The sequence below is a fragment of the Streptococcus mitis genome (assembly GCF_946190325.1).
In the GTDB taxonomy this organism is placed as follows: domain Bacteria; phylum Bacillota; class Bacilli; order Lactobacillales; family Streptococcaceae; genus Streptococcus; species Streptococcus mitis_CF.
In genome coordinates, this window is the sequence record NZ_CAMHZR010000002.1 from 216,249 (window position 1) to 242,109 (window position 25,861).

21 protein-coding genes are annotated in these 25,861 nt (G+C 42.0%); 2 read left to right on the forward strand and 19 right to left on the reverse strand.

Features of this window, described 5'->3' with window-relative positions; translation table 11 throughout:
- Nucleotides 1-9: 9 nt before the first annotated feature.
- Complete coding sequence (locus N8M95_RS03945) at nucleotides 10-3,915, forward strand: pullulanase (protein WP_261116663.1); 3,906 nt, start codon at nucleotides 10-12, stop codon at nucleotides 3,913-3,915.
- A gap of 75 nt (nucleotides 3,916-3,990) precedes the next feature.
- On the opposite strand, the gene N8M95_RS03950 is transcribed toward N8M95_RS03945, so the two are convergent.
- The 16 genes from N8M95_RS03950 to ruvB all read right to left on the reverse strand — a co-directional run bounded on the left by N8M95_RS03950 (nucleotide 3,991) and on the right by ruvB (nucleotide 21,051).
- Nucleotides 3,991-4,755, reverse strand: coding sequence for an amino acid ABC transporter ATP-binding protein (locus N8M95_RS03950; RefSeq protein ID WP_023946737.1), 765 nt, complete (start codon nucleotides 4,753-4,755; stop codon nucleotides 3,991-3,993).
- 9 nt (nucleotides 4,756-4,764) lie between these two features.
- Nucleotides 4,765-5,487: an amino acid ABC transporter permease gene (locus N8M95_RS03955; RefSeq protein WP_024056765.1), complete on the reverse strand. Its 723-nt coding sequence runs from the start codon at nucleotides 5,485-5,487 to the stop codon at nucleotides 4,765-4,767.
- A 3-nt stretch (nucleotides 5,488-5,490) separates the two neighbouring features.
- Nucleotides 5,491-6,183, reverse strand: coding sequence for an amino acid ABC transporter permease (locus N8M95_RS03960; protein WP_004256697.1), 693 nt, complete (start codon nucleotides 6,181-6,183; stop codon nucleotides 5,491-5,493).
- Nucleotides 6,184-6,360: 177 nt separating this feature from the next.
- Nucleotides 6,361-7,239, reverse strand: coding sequence for a transporter substrate-binding domain-containing protein (locus N8M95_RS03965; RefSeq protein ID WP_261069603.1), 879 nt, complete (start codon nucleotides 7,237-7,239; stop codon nucleotides 6,361-6,363).
- Nucleotides 7,240-7,250: 11 nt separating this feature from the next.
- Nucleotides 7,251-8,249, reverse strand: a complete 999-nt coding sequence (locus N8M95_RS03970; protein WP_020902710.1) for a uroporphyrinogen decarboxylase family protein — start codon at nucleotides 8,247-8,249, stop codon at nucleotides 7,251-7,253.
- Nucleotides 8,250-8,251: 2 nt separating this feature from the next.
- Complete coding sequence (locus tag N8M95_RS03975) at nucleotides 8,252-8,455, reverse strand: hypothetical protein (RefSeq protein ID WP_020902709.1); 204 nt, start codon at nucleotides 8,453-8,455, stop codon at nucleotides 8,252-8,254.
- A 9-nt stretch (nucleotides 8,456-8,464) separates the two neighbouring features.
- Nucleotides 8,465-9,472 (reverse strand): uroporphyrinogen decarboxylase family protein, encoded by a 1,008-nt coding sequence (locus tag N8M95_RS03980; RefSeq protein ID WP_141230584.1) that lies wholly within the window; start codon nucleotides 9,470-9,472, stop codon nucleotides 8,465-8,467.
- Between the two features lie 220 nt (nucleotides 9,473-9,692).
- Complete coding sequence (locus N8M95_RS03985) at nucleotides 9,693-10,742, reverse strand: LLM class flavin-dependent oxidoreductase (protein WP_261116664.1); 1,050 nt, start codon at nucleotides 10,740-10,742, stop codon at nucleotides 9,693-9,695.
- A gap of 224 nt (nucleotides 10,743-10,966) precedes the next feature.
- Nucleotides 10,967-12,775 carry a glutamine--fructose-6-phosphate transaminase (isomerizing) gene (glmS, locus tag N8M95_RS03990; RefSeq protein ID WP_261116665.1) on the reverse strand — a complete coding sequence of 603 codons (1,809 nt, stop codon included), beginning with the start codon at nucleotides 12,773-12,775 and terminating at the stop codon, nucleotides 10,967-10,969.
- A gap of 191 nt (nucleotides 12,776-12,966) precedes the next feature.
- A complete protein-coding gene (gene bglA / locus N8M95_RS03995) occupies nucleotides 12,967-14,346 on the reverse strand; it encodes a 6-phospho-beta-glucosidase (RefSeq protein ID WP_261116666.1) in 1,380 nt (459 codons plus the stop codon).
- A gap of 98 nt (nucleotides 14,347-14,444) precedes the next feature.
- Complete coding sequence (locus tag N8M95_RS04000) at nucleotides 14,445-16,298, reverse strand: proline--tRNA ligase (RefSeq protein WP_261116667.1); 1,854 nt, start codon at nucleotides 16,296-16,298, stop codon at nucleotides 14,445-14,447.
- Nucleotides 16,299-16,310: 12 nt separating this feature from the next.
- Nucleotides 16,311-17,570, reverse strand: coding sequence for an RIP metalloprotease RseP (gene rseP, locus N8M95_RS04005; RefSeq protein WP_261116668.1), 1,260 nt, complete (start codon nucleotides 17,568-17,570; stop codon nucleotides 16,311-16,313).
- 21 nt (nucleotides 17,571-17,591) lie between these two features.
- On the reverse strand, nucleotides 17,592-18,395 hold the full coding sequence (locus N8M95_RS04010) for a phosphatidate cytidylyltransferase (protein WP_084930179.1): 804 nt from the start codon (nucleotides 18,393-18,395) through the stop codon (nucleotides 17,592-17,594).
- Between the two features lie 8 nt (nucleotides 18,396-18,403).
- Nucleotides 18,404-19,162, reverse strand: coding sequence for an isoprenyl transferase (locus tag N8M95_RS04015; protein WP_261116669.1), 759 nt, complete (start codon nucleotides 19,160-19,162; stop codon nucleotides 18,404-18,406).
- A gap of 337 nt (nucleotides 19,163-19,499) precedes the next feature.
- The gene (locus N8M95_RS04020; RefSeq protein WP_049502636.1) at nucleotides 19,500-20,072 is read right to left on the reverse strand and encodes a nucleotidyltransferase family protein; all 573 of its coding nucleotides are present in this window, start codon (nucleotides 20,070-20,072) and stop codon (nucleotides 19,500-19,502) included.
- Nucleotides 20,053-21,051 carry a Holliday junction branch migration DNA helicase RuvB gene (ruvB, locus tag N8M95_RS04025; RefSeq protein WP_023946759.1) on the reverse strand — a complete coding sequence of 333 codons (999 nt, stop codon included), beginning with the start codon at nucleotides 21,049-21,051 and terminating at the stop codon, nucleotides 20,053-20,055. The genes N8M95_RS04020 and ruvB overlap by 20 nt, the downstream gene beginning before the upstream one ends.
- A 133-nt stretch (nucleotides 21,052-21,184) precedes the next feature.
- Between ruvB and N8M95_RS04030 the strand changes: the two genes are divergently transcribed.
- Nucleotides 21,185-21,277, forward strand: a complete 93-nt coding sequence (locus tag N8M95_RS04030; RefSeq protein WP_247932529.1) for a type I toxin-antitoxin system Fst family toxin — start codon at nucleotides 21,185-21,187, stop codon at nucleotides 21,275-21,277.
- A gap of 722 nt (nucleotides 21,278-21,999) precedes the next feature.
- On the opposite strand, the gene N8M95_RS04035 is transcribed toward N8M95_RS04030, so the two are convergent.
- The 3 genes from N8M95_RS04035 to leuS all read right to left on the reverse strand — a co-directional run bounded on the left by N8M95_RS04035 (nucleotide 22,000) and on the right by leuS (nucleotide 25,734).
- Nucleotides 22,000-22,416: a GNAT family N-acetyltransferase gene (locus N8M95_RS04035; RefSeq protein ID WP_247932528.1), complete on the reverse strand. Its 417-nt coding sequence runs from the start codon at nucleotides 22,414-22,416 to the stop codon at nucleotides 22,000-22,002.
- A gap of 11 nt (nucleotides 22,417-22,427) precedes the next feature.
- A complete protein-coding gene (locus tag N8M95_RS04040) occupies nucleotides 22,428-23,123 on the reverse strand; it encodes a GNAT family N-acetyltransferase (RefSeq protein WP_247932527.1) in 696 nt (231 codons plus the stop codon).
- A gap of 109 nt (nucleotides 23,124-23,232) precedes the next feature.
- Nucleotides 23,233-25,734, reverse strand: a complete 2,502-nt coding sequence (gene leuS, locus N8M95_RS04045; protein ID WP_261116670.1) for a leucine--tRNA ligase — start codon at nucleotides 25,732-25,734, stop codon at nucleotides 23,233-23,235.
- Nucleotides 25,735-25,861: the final 127 nt, after the last annotated feature.

The window sequence follows — 25,861 nt, forward strand, 5'->3', positions numbered from 1 at the left end:
AGAATCATTATGAGAAAAATACCATCTCAAACTGAGAAAAAAATGGTTTACAGCATCCGTTCCCTCAAAAATGGAACTGGTTCTGTCCTTATTGGAGCAAGCCTTATTCTGCTTGCCATGGCTACACCAACTATCTCAGCAAACGAAAATACACCAACCACTAACGAACCCAGCAACAGAAATACGACCTCCCTTACTCAACCTCTTACTGATGCAACAAACATCGCTGGCAAGAACGAAAGCGATTTTTCTTCACCCGATAGTGCAAACGCTTCCCTAAAGAAAACAGAAGAAAAACCTGCAACAGAGCCAACTACTCCTGCTGCAACTCCCGCCGATTCAGCCCCACAAACCGGACAAGATCGTTCAAGTGAACCAACTACTTCTACGAGTCCAGTAACGACTGAAACTAAGACAGAAGAGCCAATCGAAGACAACTACTTCCGCATCCATGTCAAAAAACTCCCTGAAGAAAACAAGGATGCTCAAGGACTATGGACTTGGGACGATGTTGAAAAACCTTCTGAAAATTGGCCGAACGGAGCCTTGTCCTTCAAGGATGCCAAAAAAGATGACTATGGCTACTACCTAGATGTCAAATTAAAGGGAGAACAAGCCAAGAAAATTAGCTTCCTCATCAATAATACAGCTGGGAAAAATCTAACCGGCGATAAATCAGTAGAAAAACTGGCACCAAAGATGAATGAGGCTTGGTTGGACCAAGATAACAAGGTTTTCTCTTACGAGCCACAACCTGCAGGAACTATTCGCGTCAACTACTACCGCACAGATGGCAACTATGACAAGAAGTCTCTCTGGTACTGGGGAGATGTGAAAGAGCCAAGTAGTGGTGAATGGCCTAATGGAACAGACTTTACGGCTACAGGCAAATATGGTCGCTATATCGATATTCCACTCAAAGATGCAGCTAAAGACCTTGGATTTTTATTACTAGACAGAAACAAACAAGGAGACGATGTGAAAATCCGTAAAGAAGATTATAAGTTCACAGATTTAAAAAATCATAGCCAAATTTTCCTCAAAGACGATGATGAAACCATGTACACCAACCCCTACTATGTGCACGATATCCGCATGACAGGAGCCCAACACGTAGGTACTTCTAGCATTGAGAGTAGTTTTTCAACACTTGTCGGTGCTAAAAAAGAGGATATCCTCAAACACTCCAACATCACTAATCACCTAGGAAATAAAGTAGCTATCACCGATGTTGCAATCGATGAAGCTGGTAAGAAAGTGACCTACAGTGGAGATTTCTCGGACACAAAACATCCTTATACCGTGAGCTACAACGCTGACCAATTTACTACCAAAACAAGCTGGCGTCTGAAAGATGAGACTTACAGTTATGATGGCAAACTTGGAGCTGACTTAAAAGAAGAAGGAAAACAAGTTGATTTGACCCTTTGGTCACCAAGTGCTGATAAGGTTTCTGTCGTTGTCTACGACAAGAATGACCCTGACAAAGTAGTTGGAACTGTCGCTCTTGAAAAAGGGGAAAGAGGAACTTGGAAACAAACTCTAGATAGCACAAACAAACTCGGAATCACAGATTTCACTGGATACTATTATCAATACCAAATCGAACGTCAAGGTAAAACTGTTCTTGCACTCGATCCTTACGCTAAGTCCCTCGCTGCTTGGAATAGTGACGATGCTAAGATTGACGATGCCCATAAAGTGGCTAAAGCCGCCTTTGTAGATCCAGCCAAACTCGGACCTCAAGACTTGACTTATGGTAAGATTCACAATTTCAAGACTCGTGAAGATGCCGTTATCTACGAAGCTCATGTGCGTGACTTTACTTCAGATCCTGCCATTGCAAAAGACTTAACCAAACCATTTGGTACCTTTGAAGCATTTATTGAAAAACTAGACTATCTCAAAGACTTGGGTGTAACCCACATCCAGCTCCTTCCAGTCTTGTCTTACTACTTTGTCAATGAATTGAAAAACCATGAACGCTTGTCTGACTATGCTTCAAGCAACAGCAACTATAACTGGGGATATGATCCTCAAAACTACTTCTCCTTGACTGGTATGTATTCAAGCGATCCTAAAAATCCAGAAAAACGAATCGCAGAATTTAAAAACCTCATCAACGAAATCCACAAACGTGGCATGGGAGCTATCCTAGATGTCGTTTATAACCATACAGCTAAAGTCGATATCTTTGAAGATTTAGAACCAAACTACTACCACTTTATGGATGCTGATGGGACACCTCGCACTAGCTTTGGTGGTGGACGTTTGGGAACAACCCATCATATGACCAAACGACTCCTAGTTGACTCTATCAAATATCTAGTTGATACCTACAAAGTGGATGGATTCCGCTTCGATATGATGGGAGACCATGATGCAGCTTCTATCGAAGAAGCGTACAAGGCTGCACGCGCCCTCAATCCAAACCTCATCATGCTTGGTGAAGGTTGGAGAACCTATGCTGGTGATGAAAATATGCCTACTAAAGCTGCTGACCAAGATTGGATGAAACATACCGATACTGTCGCTGTCTTTTCAGATGACATCCGTAACAACCTCAAGTCTGGTTATCCAAACGAAGGTCAACCTGCCTTTATCACAGGTGGCAAGCGTGATATCAACACCATCTTTAAAAATCTCATTGCTCAGCCAACCAACTTTGAAGCTGACAGCCCTGGAGATGTCATCCAATACATCGCAGCCCATGATAACTTGACCCTCTTTGACATCATCGCCCAGTCTATCAAAAAAGATCCAAGCAAGGCTGAGAACTATGCTGAAATTCACCGTCGTTTGCGACTTGGAAATCTCATGGTCTTGACAGCTCAAGGAACTCCGTTTATCCACTCTGGTCAGGAATATGGTCGCACCAAACAATTCCGTGACCCAGCCTACAAGACTCCAGTAGCGGAGGATAAGGTTCCAAACAAATCTCACTTGTTGCGTGATAAGGATGGCAATCCATTTGACTATCCTTACTTCATCCATGACTCTTACGATTCGAGTGATGCTATTAACAAGTTTGACTGGACTAAAGCTACAGATGGAAAAGCATATCCTGAAAATGTCAAGAGCCGTGACTATATGAAAGGTTTGATTGCCCTTCGTCAATCTACAGATGCCTTCCGACTCAAGAGTCTCCAAGATATCAAAGACCGTGTCCACCTCATCACTGTTCCAGGCCAAAATGGTGTGGAAAAAGAGGATGTGGTAATTGGCTACCAAATTACTGCTCCAAACGGTGATATCTACGCAGTCTTTGTCAATGCTGACGAAAAAGCCCGCGAATTTAATTTGGGAACCGCCTTTGCCCACCTCAGAAATGCGGAAGTTTTGGCAGATGAAAACCAAGCAGGACCAGTCGGAATTGCCAACCCGAAAGGACTCGAGTGGACTGAAAAAGGCTTGAAATTAAATGCCCTTACAGCTACTGTTCTTCGAGTCTCTCAAGGCGGTGCCATCGTTGCCCCAGCTGTGGAGGATAAACCAGAATTTGACCTTTCTAGCTTAAAACAAGAACAAGGGCAATATAATATCCAAGACAATATGTCAAACCGAGTAGTCAAACCCGAACAGCAAGATCCAGCTCCACAAACTAAACCTGATTCTGCAAAACCAGATGCCAAAGTAGCTGATGCGGAAAATAAACCTAGCCAAGCTACAACTGATTCACAAACTACACAAACTACACAACCAGCCCAAGAAGCACGAGTATCATCTGTAAGTGAAGCTGTTCAAAACGAATCAGTAGAAAACCCTAGCAAGGAAAATATACCTGCGCCTCTAGCTAAACAAGCTGAACTTCCAAATACAGGAACCAAAAACGATCACAAACTCCTGTTTGCAGGAATTAGTCTCCTTGCCCTTCTAGGTCTCGGGTTCTTACTAAAAAACAAAAAAGAGAACTAAACTAGCCCTCCTATAGAACAATCCCCCAAGCATTAAAGCTCGGGGGATTAATTTTTGCCCTGATAATCCTATCTGTCAAATCATATATTCCACACTATAGGTCGCATCCGAGAGTATTCGTGCCAAAAATTGCTTGGTTCTTTCTTCTTTTGGACGACTAAAGAAATCATGGGCATTATTTTCTTCAACAATTTTCCCACCATCCATAAAAATGACATGGTTGGCTACATCTCTGGCAAAACCCATCTCATGAGTCACTACTACCATAGTAACTCCTTCTTTAGCTAACTGTTTTAAAACATCTAAAACATCTCCTACCAACTCTGGATCCAAGGCCGATGTCGGCTCATCTAATAAAATGACCTCTGGTTTCACAGCGATGGCACGCGCAATGCCAATTCGTTGTTGCTGGCCTCCAGAAAGCTGAGAAGGATAATAATCTTTATAAGCTAGTAAACCAACTTTTTCTAAGGCAGCTTCCGCACGTTTGGTTGCTTCTTCCTTAGGAATTTTCCGAGCAATTACCAAGCCCTCTAAAATATTTTCCAAGGCGGTCTTATTAGCAAATAAATTATAATGTTGGAAAACGAAGGCTGTCTTCTGGCGAATTTCTAAAATATCTTTTTTGGTCAATTTGCCAAGATCGTAGTCTTTATCAGCAAGCTTCAAAGAGCCACTATCGGCCTTTTCTAAATGATTGAGACATCTGAGAAAAGTCGTTTTACCTGATCCAGATGGCCCCAATATTACAACCACATCCCCTTGGTTGACCTTGAGATTAACATCTTCTAGGACTTGTCTGTCTCCAAATTTTTTTGCAACATGTTCTACTTGTAACATTGTCTCCTCCTATGCTAAACCTGTACTGGGCACTACTTGTCCCTTTTCTCTTCGAATATAGCGTTTCTCTATAATTGAAAAGCCCCATTGAATCAATCCGCAAATAAGAATGTACTGTAAAAAGATCACAAAATAGGATTCAAAATACTGATAACCATAAGACGCTTCAACACGGGCAATGGCTGTAATATCCTTAATGGTCATCACAAAAACCAAAGAGGTTCCTTTTACAATATTTATAACTAGATTAGCCAGATTGGGCAGAGCTGATCGCAAGGCCTGTGGAAAAATAATCCTCACATAAGCTTGACTAGTGGTTAAGCCAATCGCTTGTGCAGCTTCTAATTGTCCCTTATCCACAGTCAAAATAGCCGAACGTAAGATTTCTGATAAACTACCTGTTGTCATCAGGCTATAGATAATAAAAGCATAATAGATCGGATTGAGTTTAAAGATATCAACATCACTTCCTATGCTTTTGAGAAATTGATTGAGCAAACTCGGAAACAAACTATAAAAGAAAAGAATCAGCAAAATCGGAGGTGTTGCTCTTATAAAAGCTAGATACACGAGAGAGAAAGTTCGAACACCTTTTACTTTATATATTTGTCCCAGAGCTAAAAACAAGGCTGGTAGAAAACTTAAGATCATGGCTACAATCATGATAATCAAGGTGGTCGGTACCCCTTTTAAGGTCTCTAAAAAGGTTTTTGCAATATAGTCTAAATCCATATCCTATCTCCCTTTCGTTTCCAAAGATTTTTCTAACAAGCGACTCAAGAAGGAAACAGCCAAGGCTACACCCCAATAAAGAATGGCAACCGCTGTATAGGTTTCAAGAGAATAATTCCCCAAATTACGACTGATTAAGAGATTGCCAGCCCCCATGACATCTACAAAACCAATCGTATAGGCTAGGGCAGCATCTCGCATCAAATTTAGAATAGCGGTCGTCATATTTGGAAGAGCCACTTGAAAAGCCTGAGGAAAAATGATTCTCCAAAATGTCTGACTAGGTGTCAGACCAATACTGACTCCAGCTTCCATCTGACCTTTGGGAATTGCCTGATAGGACGCCTTAAATACTTCTGCAATGATAGCCGCAAATAGCAAGACCATAGTGAATAAGACAAAGACCGTCTTAGACCAGTTGTTGATATCTAAATTCAACCACCATTTTAAAAATTCAGGTAAACCATAAAAGACTAAAAACAGTAAGACAATGGGGGGAGTACAGCGAAGAGTGAAAATATAGCCCTTGGAAAGACCTGCAAAAGTCTTGTCTTCTCCCACTTGAGCCCAAGCCAATAAGCCACCGAAAAGGGAACCAAGGATTGTAGTAAAAAAGAGAATGGACAAGGTCATAGGAAGAGCCTGCCATAAGGTTGGTAAAAATTGGAACACTCTTGAAAAATCATATGAAACCATATAAACCTCTTTCTAATACTCAATGAAAATCAAAAAGCAAACTAGCCACAGGTTGCTCAAAACAGTGTTTTGAGGTTGTGGATAGAACTGACGAAGTCAGTAACCATACCTACGGCAAGGCGTCGTTGACGCGGTTTGAAGAGATTTTCGAAGAGTATAACATTCCTGATTGTTCATCTAATCTTTATCAACGTAGCTAAAGACGTCTTCTTTAAAGTATTTTTGAGAAAGTTTAGCTAGAGTGCCGTCTTCTTTTAATTCTTTAATCGCTTTTTCATACTCTTTAGCAAACTTCTCGCCCTTTTCATCACGGTGAATCAATGGATAGGTTGGGATTCCTTTATAAGGGAACCAGCTAAGTTTGTCCGCATATTGGTGGTAAGAACCATCCTCTGCTGTCACTGCTTTTTCAAAAGACAACTTGATATCAAAGAAGGCATCGTATCGTCCTTCTAAAACCCAAGCATAAGCATCTGCCACCTTGAATGATTCAGCAGCTGTCAACTCAATTGGTGTATCCTTATGCTTGTCATTATAGCTATTGATGACATTCCACTGGGCATTTTGAGGAGAGATGGGTACTAATTTTCCTTTATTTTTGGCGAAATCATCAATATTCTTATATTTGGCTTCATCTTCTTTTCTAACAGTAAAACCAATAATGCTGGCTCCTACTGGCTCAGATGGAATAATGAATTTCTTAGCCCGTTCATCTGTATACCAAGCACCTTTAGTTCCAATATCGTACTTGCCAGACTCAAGTCCAATCAAGAGATCATCATCACTAGTTCCAGTATACTCAAATTTATAATCTGCTAATTTCTCATCAACCGCCTTTAAAACAGCGACTTCATAACCATCTGATCCCCCTTTTTCGTCAATAAAATCATAAGGGACATAGTTTTGAGTATGGGCAACTTTTAAAGTTGTTACTTGTCCAGATGAAGCTGCATCTGCACCTTTAGCAGATGCTCCCGCCAAAGTTCTACCAATAATCGTTGCTCCAAGAACTGCCACAACTGCAACTCCACCAATAATCCATGTTTTCTTACTCATATTCTTCTCCTTTATTTAGCCAATGCCTCTCTCACCCACTGGATACGCTCCACTACAATATCACTCGGAATGGTACAATCTGCTCCAAGTATGAAGCCCTCTTTTCCTGTTTCTTCTATCAAGCGTTTGGTTTCAGCTTGAATTTCTTCCTTACTGCCTCGATAGAGAAGGCCATCTTTACCGTTTTCAAATCCTCCCAGAACAGCACGACCCTTGAAAATCTCACGACCTTCTTTTAGGCTAATTCCTTCTGGACCAACTGCCCAGTTAAAAACATGAGCTGGATAGTCGGCAAAGATATGAATATCGTTTCGAGCTCCTTCATAGCCACAGATATGAAGGATATTTACCCCACCAACCGACTTAGCTGCATTTAAAACAGTCAGTTCACTCGGCGCAATAATCTCCTGATAGTCTTCAACAGAAACACGCGCATCCTGAATACTTTGCACACTGAGATAAATACCGTCTGCTCCTGCATCTTTAATAATAGCTTGACTCAAGCTAGCGATATCTTGCGCAATTACATCAAGTACTTTTTTCAATTTCTGAGAATCTTGAACTAAGAAATCTGCAATGAGATCATCTCCGCCAGACACTTCTCCAAGTAACCATTTGAGGTAGGTCACAGGCGCAAATATATTGTAAATGGCAACAATATCTTCAGTAAACTCCTGCTTAATCTTCTTCACTAATTCTACCTGCTCTCTAATCCACGGATGATCTTCACCCAGAGGTTGAATCTCTGCCAACTCTTGGAGTGACTTTCCTTTGGCAATAACTGGATTTGGATAAGCAAAATAGCCATCACTCATCAACTTGATAAAGTCTGGATGTAGGTCACGGATAAAACGTTTGTGACCTTGTATATTCTTTTCAATAATCACTGGATTTGAAAATCCCTTTAACCATTCCTCTTCTGATGTAAAGTGGTGCCAAAAACCGACTGGCACACGATCGACAGCTTCTCCTCTAAATGCTTTTAAAACCCATTCTCTTTTTTCTGACATCTCTATTCTCCATTTCTTTCTTTTTCAACTAATAAAATACTGGCAATATCATTGGTTTGAATAAAGGGAAGACTTCCCTTCTGAAAATCCTGAATTCCATGACATCTTGGCCCTTCCTTACAAGCAAGTCCCTTTGTAAGACTGATCGCAAGTAAGATGACAAAGCCGAGGGCCGTCCCTACCAATAGCCACTTTTTTCTTTTCATAAGGCCCTCCTATTCTAAAATAGCAGCCTGACGAATCCAGTCCAATCGTTCTAATTCAAAGTCATCTGGAACCGTGCAATCCGCTCCAAGAAGGACTCCTCTAGTCCCAGCTTCAGCCAACAAGCGTTTGGTTTCCTCTTGTAGTTTAGCCTTGCTACCTCCATAAAGCAGGCTCTGCTTTCCATTTTCAAAACCACCCAAGACCGCTTTGCCATGAAATAGCTCCTGACCTTGAGGTAAGCTGACTGCTTCATGGTGGGTTGCCCAATTGAAAACTTGGGCTGGATAATCTTTGAAAATAGTCACATTGTTACTGGCACCTTGGAAACCGCAGATATGCAGGATATTTACCCCACCTACCTGATTGGCAGCTTCTAAAACCTTTATGTTGCTTGGCTCAATATAGGTCTGATACAATTCTGCTGTGATGCGCTCATCCTGAATTTCTTGAGTACTGAGATAGATTCCATCTGCTCCACCATCCTGAATGATTTTTTTAGTTAGGATAGCGATATCCTCTGCTATCACGTCTAAAATTTCACTGAATAACTCTGGATTTTCAAGAAAAATATCTGCAACCTCCTTATCACCTCTAGAAGTCTCTGTACGAAACCATCTTTTCAGATAGGAAATTGGAGAAAAGATATTGTAGAATGAAGCAATGTCCTCAGTGAAGGTTGCTCGAATAGCTTGTACCACTTCTACTTGTTGCTGAATCCAAGGATGGTTTTCACCAATCGACTCAATAGAAGCCAGCTCCTGAATACTTGAAACCAAAGGACTGTAGACATTACTTGGATAAATAAAAAATCCGTCACTCATCATTTTGACAAAATCAGGATGAATTTTTTCAACGTACTCCCGATGTCCCTCTACACTTTTTTGAAAGATACGTGGGTTATTTAAACCTTGCCCTTTTTCCTCCAGTGTTACAAAATGAAACCAAAAGCCTACAGGAACTCGTTCCACCTCTTCTCCTCGGATGGCTTTAAAAACTAGCTCTCTTTTACTTGTCATACTTTTCTCCTTCCATTTGGATTGAAACCATCTTACCACTCCTTTTGACCTTTTCCCAATATATATTGACTATCGACTTGATTGAGATTGTTTATATCAATAGAGAAAAAAACCTCTGGAAAGCTTGATTTTACTAGCTTTTCAGAGATTCTTTTCTGTTTATTGCTTTTTTAAAATAGTTGTTATATAGATTTTTTATCAGCCTGATTAGGATTTTTTATTAAGCCTCTTTCATGGCAAAATAAGCCCGTACTTTGGGTACAACTTGTGTACCGAAGAGTTCAATAGCTCTCAGGACTTGTTCATGAGGCATAGAACCAAGAGGTAGGTGCAACATAAAGCGATCCAAACCTAAGTCTTCAATCATGCGAATCAATTTTTCGGCCACCTGATCTGAATTGCCCACAAACATAGCACCATTTGGCCCAACTTGCTCCAAATATTGCTCATAACGCAATTCCTGCCAGTGCGGACGGTCTTTGGAAATAGCATCCACCACTTGCTTAGTCGGATGGAAATAATCTTTTACAGCCTGCTCACCATCTTCAGCAATCCAACCCCAAGAATGAGCTCCAACCTTTAGTTCCTGACTGGCATAACCCGCTTCGCTTCCAATCTCACGATAAGCCTGAATCAACTTTTTAAAATAACGCGGATTGCCACCAATAATAGCATAAACAATCGGTAGACCAGCCTGAGCAATCTTCACAGTTGATTCGACATGACCACCTGTCGCTATCCACAAGGGCAATTTGTCCTGAACTGGACGAGGATAAACTTCTTTGCCAGAGATTGTTTGGGTCAATCGACCTTGCCAATCTAGTTTTATCTTTTCATTGACTAATTGAAGCAAGTCTAATTTCTCATCAAAAAGAGCTTCGTAGTCTTTCAAATCATAGCCAAACAAGGGAAAAGATTCCGTGAAAGAACCCCTTCCGGCCATAATCTCCGCACGTCCATTTGACAAAGCATCGATAGTGGCATATTGTTGGAACAATCGAATCGGATCCATACTTGAGAGAATGCTGACCGCACTAGTCAAACGAATTTTCTTGGTATTGACTGCCCCAGCTGCCAGGATAATCTCTGGCGCAGATATCGCAAAATCCGCTCGATGGTGCTCACCAATCCCATACACATCCAAACCAACCTTGTCAGCCAGTTCAATCTCTGCCAGCAACTGGCGAATGCGTTCGGCATGACTGTAAGTCTGTCCAGTCCCTTCAAGCTCCGTTGTTTCCCCAAATGTTGAAATTCCCAATTCTACCACAGTAATTCTCCTTGTCTATTTCGGTCCTTCATTTTGACAAATTATTCTAACACTCAATGAAAATCAAAGAGCAAACTAGGAAGCTAGCCGCAGGCTGTACTTAAGTACGGCAAGGTGAAGCTGACGTGGTTTGAATTTGATTTTCGAAGAGTATAACACGAATCTTGAGTACAAGCAACCCATTTGCTCACAAGAAAAAGCCTAGATAACTAGACTTTTTTAGCTTATTCTACCGTTACTGATTTAGCAAGATTACGTGGTTTGTCCACATCAAGGCCACGGTGGAGTGTTGCAAAATAAGCGACTAATTGCGTTGGCACAACCATTGAAATTGGTGAGAGGTAAGGGTGGACGGTCGTAAGAACGATGTCGTCTGTATCTTTGGCAACATTTTCTTCTGCAATAGTGAGAACCTTGGCACCACGGGCTGCCACTTCTTGGATATTTCCACGAGTGTGGTTGGCAAGGACTGGATCTGACAAGAGGGCCAAAACAGGCGTTCCTTCTTCAATCAAGGCAATGGTTCCATGCTTGAGTTCTCCTGCCGCAAAGCCTTCACACTGGATGTAAGAAATCTCTTTAAGCTTAAGACTTGCTTCCATAGCTACGTAGTAATCTTGACCACGCCCAATATAAAAGGCGTTACGAGTTGTTTCAAGAAGCTCACGAACCTTGGCTTCAATGTTTTCTTTCTCTGAAAGAGTTGACTCGATAGACTGAGCTACGATTGACAATTCATGAACCAGGTCAAAGGCTTGCGCTTTGGCATTGCCATTTGCTTCTCCTACTGCTTTTGCAAGAAAGGCAAGGGCTGCAATTTGTGCTGTATAGGCCTTGGTTGATGCCACGGCAATTTCAGGACCTGCATGAAGAAGCATAGTATGGTTAGCTTCACGAGAAAGAGTTGAGCCTGGTACGTTTGTCACTGTCAAGCTTGGGATTCCCACTTCATTAGCCTTAACCAAAACCTGACGGCTATCCGCTGTTTCACCAGATTGGCTGATAAAGATGAAGAGTGGTTTCTTGCTGAGAAGTGGCATACCGTAGCCCCACTCAGATGAGATTCCAAGTTCAACTGGTGTATCTGTCAATTCTTCCAACATTTTCTTAGAAGCAAATCCTGCGTGGTAAGATGTCCCAGCTGCAAGGATGTAGATACGGTCTGCGTCTTGAACAGCCTGGATGATAGCTGGGTCTACGACAACTTGACCAGCCTCATCTGTGTAGGCTTGGATGAGTTTACGCATAACCGTTGGTTGCTCATCGATTTCCTTAAGCATGTAGTAAGGATAAGTTCCCTTACCGATATCAGACAAGTCAAGTTCCGCAGTATAGCTAGCACGTTCACGACTGTTGCCATCATAATCTTGAACTTCCACACTATCAGCCTTGACGATTACCAACTCTTGGTCATGAATTTCCATGTATTGGTTGGTCTCACGAATCATAGCCATAGCATCTGAGCAGACCATGTTATAGCCTTCTCCAAGACCAATCAAAAGTGGTGATTTATTTTTAGCTACGTAGATGACTTCAGGATCTTGTGAGTCAACCAAGGCAAAAGCATAAGAACCACGTATGATATGAAGAGCTTTTTTGAAAGCTTCAAGAACTGAGAGACCTTCTTCTTCCGCAAATTTTCCAATCAAGTGAACAGCGATTTCAGTATCTGTTTGCCCCTTAAAGTGGTGACCTGCAAGGTATTCTTCCTTGATTTCAAGGTAGTTCTCAATGACCCCATTGTGCACCAAAACAAAACGTTCAGTCTCAGAGCGATGTGGGTGAGCATTGTCTTCCGTTGGTTTTCCGTGAGTAGCCCAACGAGTATGTCCGATACCCGTTGTCCCCTCAACACCAGCTGTCTTAGCAGACAATTCTGCGATACGACCAACAGCCTTCACCAAGTGGTTTTCAGCACCACCTAGGACAAAAATCCCCGCAGAATCATAGCCACGGTATTCGAGCTTTTCAAGCCCTTGAATCAAAATATCAGTTGCATTTGTGTTTCCAACAACACCAACAATTCCACACATAGTATATACGACACAGACCAGCTGTGCTTTCTCCTTAAAATTGGTATAGTCTAATTCCTCTTTTATAGAATCAGCAAAAACAGTATATACTTGTTTCTTTCACTTGTCAAGAGTAAAAATTGGTATAGTTCAAATTACGCTCCTGTTAGCAAAAGACTCTGACCAATTAGGATAATCAGTCAGAGTCCTTTTTAAAATCCATTATTATCGCTTAATTCCTTGAACCAGTGCCCTGATTTCTTCAGACGACGTTCTTGCGTTTCCAAGTCTAATTCGACCAAGCCATAGCGATTTTTATAGCTATTGAGCCATGACCAGCAATCGATAAAGGTCCAAATCAAGTAGCCCTTACAATTGGCTCCGTCTTCAATGGCACGGTGAAGTTCGCGAAGATGACCTTTTACAAAGTCAATACGGTAATCATCTTGAATCATTCCATTCTCACGGAATTTTTCTTCCCCTTCAACACCCATACCATTCTCTGTCAACATCCACTCGATATTACCATAATTTTCCTTGATATTTTGGGCAATGTCATAAATCCCTTGCTCATAAATCTCCCAGCCACGATGAGGATTGATTTTACGTCCAGGCATCACATAAGGCTCATAAAAATGTTCTGGCAAAAGAGGACTCTCTGGATGCTTCGCAAATCGAGGAGCCATAACACGCAAAGGTTGATAGTAGTTGACACCAAGGAAGTCCACAGTATTGTCACGAATGATATCCAACTCCTCCTCTGTAGCATCAGGCAAGAGACCGTATTCATGTAAGATTTCTACCAACTCCTGTGGATAAGTCCCCAAAACAGACGGATCTAAGAAAGATTGGGCCTGAAAAAGGTCCGCAATATTAGCAGCCTTGACATCAGCAGGATGCTGGCTACGTGGATAAGCCGGTGTCAAGTTTAAGACAATCCCAATCTTGGAATCTGGCAAAAGTTCATGACAAGCCTTAACCGCCCGACTGCTGGCCAATTGTGTATGATAAGCTACTTTAACGGCTGCCTCTGCATCCACCTTATGTGGATAATGGGCATCGTAAAAATAGCCAAATTCTACTGGAACTATTGGCTCGTTAAAGGTAATCCATTGATCCACTAAATCTCCATAAATCTCAAAACAAAAACGAGCATAGTCTTCATAGGCTGAAACAGTCGCCTTATTTTCCCAACCATCACCATCCTCTTGAAGGGCAAAAGGCAAATCAAAATGATAAAGATTGACTAAAAGACGAATCCCTTTGGCCTTAATAGCCTCAAAAACCTTACGGTAAAAATCCACACCCTGAGAATTGACTTCCCCACGCCCTTGTGGAAAAATCCGTGACCACTGAATAGAAGTCCGAAAGGCCGTGTGACCAGTTTCTAACAGTAGCTCAATATCCTTTTCCCAGTTTTCATAAAAGGTTGATGTTTTATCTGGACCAATTCCATTATAGTAGCGATTTGGCTCCACTTGGTACCAATAATCCCAGAGATTATCTCCCTTGCCGTCACCAGCTACACGTCCTTCTGTCTGTGGCCCAGAAGTAGAGGATCCCCAGACAAAATCCTTTGGAAATCTTAGCATACATTTACCTCTTTATCTACTCATTTTTCCCATTATACAGAAAAAACAAGGTAAAAACTAGTTACATTTTTTCCTTGTTTTTCTTCTGATTATAGTTTTTATTTCTTGCTGAGGATTTCAAGCGTTTCAAGCAAGTTATCTGCATGAACTTCGATGGTGTCACCAGTCGCTTTAATCTTAACTTCTACGATGCCATCGGCCGCTTTTTTACCAACAGTAATACGGATTGGCAATCCAATCAAGTCACTATCGCTAAATTTAACACCGACACGTTCATTACGGTCATCTGTCAAGACTTCGTAACCTGCTCCCATCAAGCTTGCTTCAAGCTTTTCTGTCAAAGTTTGCGCTTCTTCGTCCTTGACATTGACAGTGATTAAGTGAACATCAAATGGCGCCAATTCTTTAGGGAAGTTGATTCCCCAAGCGTAACGGTATTCACCTTTTGGCGTTTTATTAACAAAGAGGCGAGCGTGTTGCTCCATAACAGCTGAAAGGAGACGGCTGACACCGATACCGTAACATCCCATGATAATTGGCACAGCACGGCCATTTTCATCCAAAACATCTGCTCCCATGCTTGCTGAATAGCGAGTACCGAGTTTGAAGATGTGACCAATTTCGATACCACGCGCAAAGTGAAGGACCCCTTGTCCGTCTGGAGAAATTTCACCCTCACGAACTTCACGGATATCAACATATTCTGCAGTAAAATCACGACCTGGGTTCACACCAGTCAAGTGATAACCATCTTCGTTAGCACCCACAACTGCATTGCGAACATCTTGCACCTTACGGTCTGCAATGATTTTAACATTCTCTGGCAAACCAACTGGGCCAAGTGAACCAAATCCTGCTTGAACAACACTTGCTACTTCTTCTTCGCTAGCAACGTCAAAGAAATCTGCTCCCAAGTGGTTTTTCAACTTGACTTCGTTGAGCTGGTCATTTCCAACTAGAAGGGCTGCAACAAGCTCGCCATCTGCCATGTAGAAGAGGGTTTTAATCGTTTGTTCTTCTGGAACGTTTAGGAAGGCTGCAACTTCATCAATTGATTTTACATCTGGAGTTGCAACACGAGTCACTTCTTCTTCAGCGACAACACGGTTGCTTGGTTTGTACTCGTTTGTTGCCATTTCCAAGTTGGCCGCATAGCTAGATTCACTTGAGTAAGCAATGGTATCTTCACCAGAGACCATCCATTTGAGCAATTCTGCCTTGATTTCTTCTTGTACTTCTGCAGGAATTTCGTCAAATGAGGCAACTGACTTGTCCAAGACAACCCAGCGATCAAGGTCTGTACGAGCAGGTGTAATGGCCATAAATTCTTGGCTGTCCTTACCACCCATAGCTCCACCGTCACCGATGATAGCCTTGAAGTCTAAGCCACTACGAGTGAAAATACGCTCATAAGCAGCCTTGTACTCATCATAAACACTGTCCAAACTATCATAGTTAGCGTGGAAGCTGTAAGCATCCTTCATGATAAACTCACGTGTACGAAGAAGTCCATTACGTGGGCGTTTTTCATCACGATACTTAGGCTGGATTTGGTAAAGGTTGAGTGGTAATTGCTTGTAAGACTTAACAGAATCACGAACAATAGCTGTAAAGGTTTCTTCGTGAGTTGGACCTAGGATAAAGTCTGATTTTTCACGATTTTTTAGCTTGTAAAGGTCTTCACCATAAGTTTCGTAACGACCTGATTCGCGCCACAATTCTGCACTGAGAAGGGCAGGAGCCAACATCTCAACCGCACCAATCTTGTCGAATTCTTGGCGCATGATGTTTTTAGCTTTTTCAATCACACGGTTGGCAAGTGGTAGGTAAGAATAAACACCTGCAGATACTTGACGAACATAGCCAGCTCGCAACATAAGAGCATGGCTGATAACTTGAGCATCGCTTGGCATTTCGCGAAGCGTTGGGATAGGCATTTTACTTTGTTTCATAATATTCCTCGATTATCTAAAAAAGAGTCGCATAATGTCATTCCAGGTCACAGCAATCATCAAGACAACCATGATGACCACTCCGGCCAAGGTGACATAGGTTTCAATTTCTTGTTTCAATGGTTTGCGGCGGATAGCTTCTAGGATATTGAGCACAATCTTACCACCATCCAGAGCTGGAATCGGAATAAGATTAAAAATCCCAATATTGATGGAAATCACTGCCAAGAAGTACAAGACATTCTCAATTCCATTTTTAGCGGCATCACTACTTGCCTTAAAGATAGCAACAGGTCCACCCAGCTTGTTCAAATCCGGTTGGAAAATCAAATTTTTCAGTTCTGAGAGAATTCGGAGGGCCGAGTCAGTAGCAGTTGTAAAACCACCTACAAACATGGATAGAAAATCTGACTTAATTCCCGGTTGAACACCTAGAAGGTAACGGCCTTGACTTTCTTCCGGAGTAACCGTAACTTGTTTATCACTACCCTTTTCAGAAATAGTCACATCCAAGGTTGGGGCCGTCTTATCTTTGGTTTCTGATTCCACAGCCTGAATCAAGCTTTCCCAGTTGTTAATCTCATGTGAGCCAATCTTGGTAATTTGTGCCGTTTCTGGCACTCCTACCTTAGCCAAGGCCCCTTGGGGCATGACATGAAACTGGTTGGTATCGACATCTCTGACACCACCCTGCATAAAGATTAAAATCCAGAAAACAACGACACCTAAGATAAAGTTGTTCATAGGGCCTGCAAAGTTGGTAATGAGTTTCCCCCAGATAGTCGCATTTTGATATTGAACATCCAAAGGAGCAATCCGAACCTCAGTTCCATCTGCTTCCACAACCGTTGCATCGTGATCCACTGCAAAAGTTTTTTCTTCTTCCAGAACCAATCCTTTGATAAAGAGCTTGTCTTCAAAGTCAAACTGGGTCACCTGCATAGGAAGAGCTGTTTGATCCAATTTTTTACCTGAGAGATTGATGCGTTTAACTTTACCATCATCAGTAAGGGTCAAACTGACAGGAGTTCCTGTCTTGATTTCAGTTGTATCATCACCCCAACCGGCCATACGAACGTAGCCACCCAGAGGCAAGATTCGAATGGTATAAGCCGTTCCATCCTTGCCAATATGAGCAAAGATCTTGGGTCCCATGCCAATGGCAAATTCACGCACTAGAATCCCTGATTTCTTGGCAAAGTAGAAGTGTCCGAACTCGTGCACCACCACAATAATCCCAAAAACCAGAATAAAGGTTAAAATTCCGAGCATAGTGTTTCCTCCGTCTTTTGATTAAAAGAGTCCAAACAAGTGCATGATTGGAAATACAAGCAACATACTATCGAAACGATCCAAAACACCACCATGTCCAGGAATAAATTTCCCAGAATCCTTGACACCAAAGTGACGCTTGATCGAACTTTCTAGTAAATCACCAAATTGTCCAGCAATGCTAAAGAAAATAGCAAAGACTGACATCTTGTAAATTCCATACGGAAGAGCAACTGTCCTATCAAACATCATAAAGATGATGGTTACTAAAATAGCACCTAAAATACCACCCAAGGCACCCTCAAAGGTTTTATTTGGAGAAACTGTCGGAGCTAATTTTCGTTTACCATAGTTCATTCCTATAAGATAGGCACCACTGTCTGTCGCCCAGACGATACACAAGGCCAAGAGAGCCTTATCTAAGCCTGCGACACGAGCATCTAGTAAAGCATTAAATCCAAAGCCAACATAGAAACTCATAGCAAGAGGGAAAACAGCGTCCTCAATCGTATAAGACTTGCTAAAAACGGTCGTTCCTAACATGATTGAAATCAAAACACTATAGGCAACCACATTCCCATCAACTGGTAAAAAAGTCAGATAATTCTCCAAGGGAATGGTCAAGGCAAAGGTTGCAAAGAGGGTCAAGAGGCCCTCCATAGTCATGGTCTCTAGACCTCTCATCTTCAAAAGTTCATGCATGGCTAGCATGGCTATGATTCCAATTGCTATCTGCAGCAAGAGTCCCCCAATCATTAAAATTGGTAGGAAAATAGCCAGGGCAATCCCTGCAAACAAGGTTCTTTTCTGTAAATCCTGTGTCATATTTCCTCCTAAACTCCTCCAAATCGGCGATGACGACGATTGTAGGCAATAATGGCTTCCTGCAAGGCCGCCTCGTCAAAATCAGGCCACAAGGTATCCGTAAAATAGAGCTCACTGTAGGCTCCCTGCCATGGAAGGAAATTGCTCAAGCGCAATTCTCCACTAGTCCGAATAATTAAGTCTGGGTCTCGTAACTCCTTAGGTAAATGCTGGGTGAAGAGATAGTTGCCAATCAATTCCTCTGTGATGTCACCTGGGTTGATTTTGGCATCTAACACATCCTGGGAAATCAACTTAAGAGCCTGTGTAATCTCAGCACGTCCCCCATAGTTGAGGGCAAAATTAAGAATCAATCCTGTGTTGTTCTTAGTCAATTCCTCAGCTTTAGTCAGAGCTTCAAAAGTTTGCTTAGGAAGGCGATCTGTCTCCCCAATCATTTGAATCTTAACATTATTCGCATGCAATTCCGGGACATAATTATCATAAAACTCTACTGGCAAGTTCATGATAAACTTGACTTCCTGATCTGGACGGTTCCAATTTTCCGTAGAAAAAGCATAGACCGTAATAACCTTGACGCCTAGTTTGTTGGCTGCCTTGGTCACAGTTTGCAATGCTTCCATGCCCGCCTTATGTCCAAAAACCCTCGGTTGCATACGTTTTTTAGCCCAACGGCCATTACCATCCATGATGATGCCGATATGAGCAGGAACCTGTGTCGGAACCTCTACTTCCACAGCCTTATCTTTCTTAAAAAATCCAAACATGATCTTATTCCTATTCAAAAATCTATCGTTTCATTATACCATATTTCCCTATTTTCTTCTATCACTAAGCTATTTATACTCTTCGAAAATCAAATTCAAACCACGTCAGCTTCACCTTGCCGTACTCAAGTACAGCCTGCGGCTAGCTTCCTAGTTTGCTCTTTGATTTTCATTGAGTATTATTCTCAGGCACCAAGCCCATTTTTCAAAAAAATAAGCCGCCTGATTGGGCGACTCTATTTTTTATAGGGAGATTATTATGAAAAAGTTTTAGGAGTTTAAGTTAAGGTCTTCTTAACTTATGGACTTAGTATACACTTCCTAGCTTAAAGTTTCCTTAAGTATTTTTTAAAATCAAATTTTTCCATTTCTCCTGCCAATTTTTCTTGGATAGACGTGTTCGATAGAGAACCATTCGGTCTTGATTCTCTAAAAAATGAGGAGTTGGACGAACTTGAAAATTCAAAATATCCTCCAAACCGTATGGAGTAAAGAGTTCCAAAACGGATTTTTCATTCAAGCGCAGTCCAACAGCCGTACATCGTTCTGGATACTTACTCATAGCATCACAAGAGCTGCTATAGGGAGCAGTATGAGGGCTGTGCTGGTGCATATAGACCTGATTTTTCAATTCCCACTGATACTGAGGAAAATCCGCTCTCAACTTTTTCTCTAGGAACAAGGTTTCCTCATAAGAAATATCCGGATCAAAGAAAATCACATCTACATCTGTTTCAAGATCAAATGCTGGTCTCTCTGACAAGAGATTCCAGATAAAATTTCTGACAGAACCTGCTGCCAACCAAGAATCTTTCAGACCAAGGTTTCGGATGATAGTCAAAATAGCCATCATATCCGGATTTTCTCTGAAAGAGTCTAAAATTTCAGCCTTATTTTTCAATATATTCATACCCTAAATGCTCATATGCCTTAGCAGTCGCCACCCGTCCAGAACGTGTCCGCATGATAAAACCTTTTTGAATCAAGTAGGGCTCATACATGTCTTCAACTGTCTCACGCTCTTCTGCTATGTTAACAGAAAGAGTTCCTAGACCAACAGGACCACCACCGTACATCTCAATCATGGTGCGAAGGATTTTCTGGTCCACATAGTCCAGACCTTCATGGTCAACATCCAGCATAGTCAAAGCCTTATCAGTAATAAGATCATCGATAACCCCATTCCCTATAATCTGGGCAAAATCGCGCACGCGTTTGAGGAGACGATTGGCAATACGAGGGGTTCCACGACTACGTAGGGCTAATTCAGATGCTGCCTCATGAGTGATTTCCATCTCAAAAATATCTGCCGTCCGCTCAACAATTTCCGTCAAGTCAGCATGGGCATAATACTCCATGTGACCTGTAATTCCAAAACGTGCCCGTAAAGGATTGGAAAGCATGCCAGCCCGAGTCGTCGCACCAATCAAGGTAAAAGGTGGCAACTCCAAATGAACACTGCGACTGCCTTCACCAGCCCCAATCATGATATCAATGTAGAAGTCCTCCATAGCACTATAAAGCACCTCTTCCACTGACATAGGCAAGCGATGAATCTCATCAATAAAAAGGACATCCCCCGGTTCTAAGTCATTCAAAATCGCTACCAAATCACCAGCTTTTTCAATGACTGGACCAGAAGTCTGCTTAAGATTTACGCCCAGTTCATTGGCAATAACAAAAGCCATGGTCGTTTTCCCCAGACCTGGAGGTCCAAATAAGAGGACATGATCCAGCGCCTCATCCCGCATTTTTGCTGCTTCGATAAATATTTGCAGCTGATCCTTGACCTTGTCCTGACCGATATATTCACGTAAATATTGGGGACGGAGAGTACGTTCTACCAACTCCTCATCACCCATGATTTCATTATCTAAAATTCTACTCATGATTCTATTATAGCAAAAATCCAGCCTACAAACAAAAAAGCCACCTGATTGGGTGCCTATCGAGTTTAGCCCTCATGTGGTATAATATTCTACGGCACTTCTACACCGCCTACGAAGGGAGGTGAGATAGCCCATGATGGAACTAATCCTTAAAACTATCATCGGACCAATCGCAGTCGGTGTTGTTCTTCGCTTAGTCGATAAATGGCTAAACAAGGACAAATAGTGTCAAAAAAGACCCCAAGCTTATTTGGTCGTGAGCTTGGGGTCTTTTCTAGCCTATGATATAGAACTAATCCTTAATTCTCTTCCATTATCCCACAGTTCACAAATTTTGTCAAAGGTTTACATTCTCTTTAACCGCCGTACAACAATATGATGCACCACGCCTTGACAACCAAGAGCATTATTACATCAGTTCTAACACTTCAATTCACAGACACTTGCAATCAAATTGAGGTTGAAGTAACTGAAGCGACAACAGACCTATTTCTTAGTCCTATTCGCTAAAAAAGTCCCCGAAAAAATCTCAAAAAGTCCCCGACAAAAATCCGAAAAATATCGAAAAATGATGTTTAGAAAACTCCCCAAAAGCCTGAAATAGAGCCAAAAAACTCCACCTGATTGGGTGGAGTTAAGGGAGATTATTATGAAAAAGAAAAGTTTAGGATTTTATTAAATAAAGTTAGGAGGTCTTTATTTAATAACTATATGATACAATACGAAGCTTAAAACTAGCTTAACTTTTCTCAAATTTTACTATTTTGCAAAAAATTTCTATCACCATCACCTCACCACGAAAAAAAGCCACCTGATTGGGTGACTTCATTAGGAGATTATGATGAAAAAAGTTTTAGGATTTCATTAAATAAAGTTAGGAGGTCTTTATTTAATGACTATATCATACTAGACCATCCTTAAACTTTGCTTAATAACAAACAAGTTTTGTTATTTTTCTCTGTTTACCCAAATCATTCCTGTACAATCATAGGTGGATAAAGTTTCAAACCCCATAGAACGATAAAATCCAACGTTTTTTTCTGTCTGTTCTGTCGCCAGCTGGACTTGATAAGCCTCTTTAAAATCCTCTAAAGCCTCTTTCATCAAGGAGCTACCAATTCCTTGGCGCTGATAGCTAGGTAAAACAATCAAATCCTGTACAAAAACTGACGAAAAACCATCTCCAACCAAACGAATCAAACCCACCACGGTATCACCATCAAGTGCCAGATAAATTGCTAATGAGTGAGACAAGGCCTGCTCCAGTATCTGAGGTTGATTTGTATAATTTGTCCAACCGACAGCCTGATAGAGATAAAAAACATCCTCGAGCTTGACAATTTCTTGTTTTCTAATGATTATCATGGCACCACCTCTTAGAGTTCTCTCAAACTCTTGTACTGTCGTCCATTTTGATCAAAATTTTCAGGAGACAACCACGTTTCCAAACGCGTTTTGACTTTTGGCCAGTCCTTATCAATCATAGACAACCAATCCGTATCCCTCGTACGCCCCTTATAAATGACTGCCTGACGGAAGGTTCCTTCATAGACAAATCCCAAACGCTCCGCAGCTCGTCTTGATGGCAGGTTAAGAGCATCGCATTTCCATTCATAGCGACGATAGTTAAGCTCCTCAAAGACATAGCAAGCCAAGAGATACTGGGCTTCTGTTCCTATCCGTGTCCCCCTGAGCTCTGGAGAAAAAGTGACAGCTCCCACTTCTATTACTCGGTTATTCTGGTCAATGCGCATGAGAGAAAAAGTTCCCAAAGCCTTACCAGTTGCCTTGTCTATGATTGCATAGTAAAAACGGTCCTTACGAGCCAACATCTGATTTAAAAGAGTAAGCAGCTCCTCTATGTCTGCTACTGCTTCCTGAAAGAGGTAGGTCCACATCTCACGAGGAGTATCAGGACCATAAACAGCTAACAAATCCTTCGCATGCTTTTCTACCGAGAGAGCCTCTATCCTAGCATAACGCCCTTCTAAGAAATCAATAGAAGGCAGTGCACCGGGTGTGTAACCTTCCATTGCCTCACCAATCATCTGACCATATTCATTTACTGGCATAACCTTCTCCTTGTTTTGCTTTCCAAACTTTATAGTTGCACATAGTATATCATACTTTCATAACAAGATTCAAAAAATCCTCCAGATTCTACTCTGAAGGATTCCTATCTTATTTCACAACGATATTAACCAATTTATTAGGTACACTAATCACTTTCACGATTTCCTTACCATCAATTTCTGCTTTGACTTTTTCGTCAGCGAGAGCAATTTCTTGTAATTCTTCGCGTGATAGATCTTTAGCGACCATGAGTTTGGCACGGACTTTTCCTTTGATTTGGACAACGATTTCGATTTCGTCTTCAACTAATTTGCTTTCGTCCCATGTCGGCCAAGCCACGTAAGAGATTGAGTCACCTGTTGCTGCAACTGTTTGCCAGAGCTCTTCTGCCAAGTGAGGTGCAAATGGTGCAATCAACTGAACGAAGCCTTTGGCGTAGTCTACATAAAGTTTGTCTTCTTTGTTAGCCGCGTTGACAAAGACCATAAGTTGGGCAATGGCTGTGTTGAATTTCAATGATTCGATTTGCTCAGTGACAGCTTTAACAGTTTCGTTGTAGACCTTGTCAAGAGCGCCATTGTTTTCCGCAACAGTCTCCTTACTTGTAATCAAACGGTAAACACGATCAAGGAACTTACGGCTTCCTTCCAGTCCTTCTTCTGACCAAGCGATCGAAGCATCAAGTGGTCCCATAAACATTTCATAAACACGAAGGGTATCAGCACCGTATTGTTCCACCACATCATCTGGGTTAACCACATTCTTGAGGGACTTAGACATCTTAGCTGGAGCTTGCTCTAACTCTTCACCTGTTTCCACATGGAAGAAGGATCCATCACGTTTTTCAACCTTGTCAGTCGCCACAAGCGCTCCACGGTGATCACGGTAGCTGGTTCCCAAAATCATCCCTTGGTTAAAGAGTTTTTGGAATGGTTCTTTGGTTGGAACGACACCGAGGTCATAGAGGAATTTGTGCCAGAAACGAGCGTAGAGCAAGTGAAGGACGGCATGCTCTGCACCACCAACATAGATATCTACTGGCAACCATTGTTTGAGAAGATCCTCATCGGCCAATTTCTCAGTATTGTGTGGGTCAATATAGCGGAGGTAGTACCAGCTTGAACCTGCCCATTGTGGCATGGTGTTGGTTTCACGACGACCCTTGACACCATCTTCACGAGTCACTTCAAGCCAATCTGTCAAGTTAGCTAGTGGACTTTCACCAGTACCTGAAGGACGGATATCCTTGGTTACTGGCAAGACAAGTGGCAATTCACTTTCAGGGACAGCTGTTGAAGTTCCATCTTCCCAATGAATGATAGGAATTGGCTCACCCCAGTAACGTTGACGGCTAAAGAGCCAGTCGCGGAGACGGTAGGTAACCTTCTCTTGTCCACAGCCTTTTTCTTCCAACCAAGCCACGATCTTAGCAATCGCTTCTTCTTTGTTTAATCCATCTAGGAAGTCTGAATTAACGTGAAGGCCGTCCTCTGTGTAGGCAGCTTCTGCTACATTTCCACCTTCAAGTACTTCGACGATTGGAAGATCAAATTGCTTAGCAAATTCCCAGTCACGTTGGTCATGGGCTGGCACAGCCATAACGGCACCTGTACCGTAACTAGCAAGAACATAATCCGCAATCCAGATTGGAATCTCTTTGCCATTGACAGGGTTAATGGCATAAGCACCAGTCCAAACACCAGTTTTTTCTTTGGCAAGGTCAGTACGAGCCAAGTCTGATTTCAGACTGGCTTGGTGTTTGTAGTCTGCTACTGCTTCTGCTTGCTCTGGACTTGTGATAGCGTCAACCAAATCATGTTCAGGAGCCAAAACTGTGAAAGTCGCACCGAAAAGAGTATCAGGACGAGTGGTAAAGACTGTAAATTCCTTGTCTGTTCCCTTAACTTTAAAAGTTACATTAGCACCAGTTGATTTCCCAATCCAGTTACGTTGCATGTCCTTGATAGACTCTGGCCAATCAAGCTCATCCAAGTCATTGAGCAGACGCTCTGCGTAGGCCGTGATTTTGAGCATCCATTGGCGCATTGGTTTGCGGACAACTGGATAACCTCCACGCTCAGATGTTCCATCAGGAAGAACTTCTTCGTTAGCGATGGCAGTTCCTAGCTCCTCAACCCAGTTTACTGGTACTTCTGCTTCATAGGCCAAGCCTTTTTCGTAAAGCTTAGTGAAAATCCATTGAGTCCACTTGTAGTAATTTGGATCTGTTGTGTTAACTTCACGATCCCAGTCATAAGAAAATCCAAGCGCATTGATTTGGCGTTTGAAGTTGGCAATGTTCTCCGCCGTAAATTCTGCTGGGTCATTACCTGTATCCATAGCGTATTGCTCTGCAGGCAAACCAAAAGCATCCCAACCCATTGGGTGAAGGACATTGTATCCTTGCGCACGTTTGAAACGGCTGAGGATATCTGTCGCTGTATAGCCTTCTGGGTGTCCTACGTGCAGACCCGCTCCAGATGGATAAGGGAACATATCAAGAGCATAAAACTTAGGTTTTGATGCATCTGTTCCTGTCTTAAATGTATGATGTTCTGCCCAGTAGCCCTGCCACTTAGGCTCGATTTCTTTATGATTGTAAAAACTCATGGTCTCTCTCCAATTTTGTGATGTTACTATTATACCATTTTTGAGGGAATTTGAAAGACGAGAAATGTTCTTTTAGGCTTGTATAACAAGAAAGACTGAATCGCAAATCCAGCTTATATAACAGTAT

Coding starts and splice junctions, on each gene's coding strand:
- N8M95_RS03945 (WP_261116663.1), top strand. CDS start 10: ATGAGAAAAATACCATCTCAAACTGAGAAAAAAATGGTTTACAGCATC.
- N8M95_RS03950 (WP_023946737.1), bottom strand. CDS start 4,755: ATGTTACAAGTAGAACATGTTGCAAAAAAATTTGGAGACAGACAAGTC.
- N8M95_RS03955 (WP_024056765.1), bottom strand. CDS start 5,487: ATGGATTTAGACTATATTGCAAAAACCTTTTTAGAGACCTTAAAAGGG.
- N8M95_RS03960 (WP_004256697.1), bottom strand. CDS start 6,183: ATGGTTTCATATGATTTTTCAAGAGTGTTCCAATTTTTACCAACCTTA.
- N8M95_RS03965 (WP_261069603.1), bottom strand. CDS start 7,239: ATGAGTAAGAAAACATGGATTATTGGTGGAGTTGCAGTTGTGGCAGTT.
- N8M95_RS03970 (WP_020902710.1), bottom strand. CDS start 8,249: ATGTCAGAAAAAAGAGAATGGGTTTTAAAAGCATTTAGAGGAGAAGCT.
- N8M95_RS03975 (WP_020902709.1), bottom strand. CDS start 8,455: ATGAAAAGAAAAAAGTGGCTATTGGTAGGGACGGCCCTCGGCTTTGTC.
- N8M95_RS03980 (WP_141230584.1), bottom strand. CDS start 9,472: ATGACAAGTAAAAGAGAGCTAGTTTTTAAAGCCATCCGAGGAGAAGAG.
- glmS (WP_261116665.1), bottom strand. CDS start 12,775: ATGTGTGGAATTGTTGGTGTTGTTGGAAACACAAATGCAACTGATATT.
- bglA (WP_261116666.1), bottom strand. CDS start 14,346: ATGCTAAGATTTCCAAAGGATTTTGTCTGGGGATCCTCTACTTCTGGG.
- N8M95_RS04000 (WP_261116667.1), bottom strand. CDS start 16,298: ATGAAACAAAGTAAAATGCCTATCCCAACGCTTCGCGAAATGCCAAGC.
- rseP (WP_261116668.1), bottom strand. CDS start 17,570: ATGCTCGGAATTTTAACCTTTATTCTGGTTTTTGGGATTATTGTGGTG.
- N8M95_RS04010 (WP_084930179.1), bottom strand. CDS start 18,395: ATGACACAGGATTTACAGAAAAGAACCTTGTTTGCAGGGATTGCCCTG.
- N8M95_RS04015 (WP_261116669.1), bottom strand. CDS start 19,162: ATGTTTGGATTTTTTAAGAAAGATAAGGCTGTGGAAGTAGAGGTTCCG.
- N8M95_RS04020 (WP_049502636.1), bottom strand. CDS start 20,072: ATGAATATATTGAAAAATAAGGCTGAAATTTTAGACTCTTTCAGAGAA.
- ruvB (WP_023946759.1), bottom strand. CDS start 21,051: ATGAGTAGAATTTTAGATAATGAAATCATGGGTGATGAGGAGTTGGTA.
- N8M95_RS04030 (WP_247932529.1), top strand. CDS start 21,185: ATGATGGAACTAATCCTTAAAACTATCATCGGACCAATCGCAGTCGGT.
- N8M95_RS04035 (WP_247932528.1), bottom strand. CDS start 22,416: ATGATAATCATTAGAAAACAAGAAATTGTCAAGCTCGAGGATGTTTTT.
- N8M95_RS04040 (WP_247932527.1), bottom strand. CDS start 23,123: ATGCCAGTAAATGAATATGGTCAGATGATTGGTGAGGCAATGGAAGGT.
- leuS (WP_261116670.1), bottom strand. CDS start 25,734: ATGAGTTTTTACAATCATAAAGAAATCGAGCCTAAGTGGCAGGGCTAC.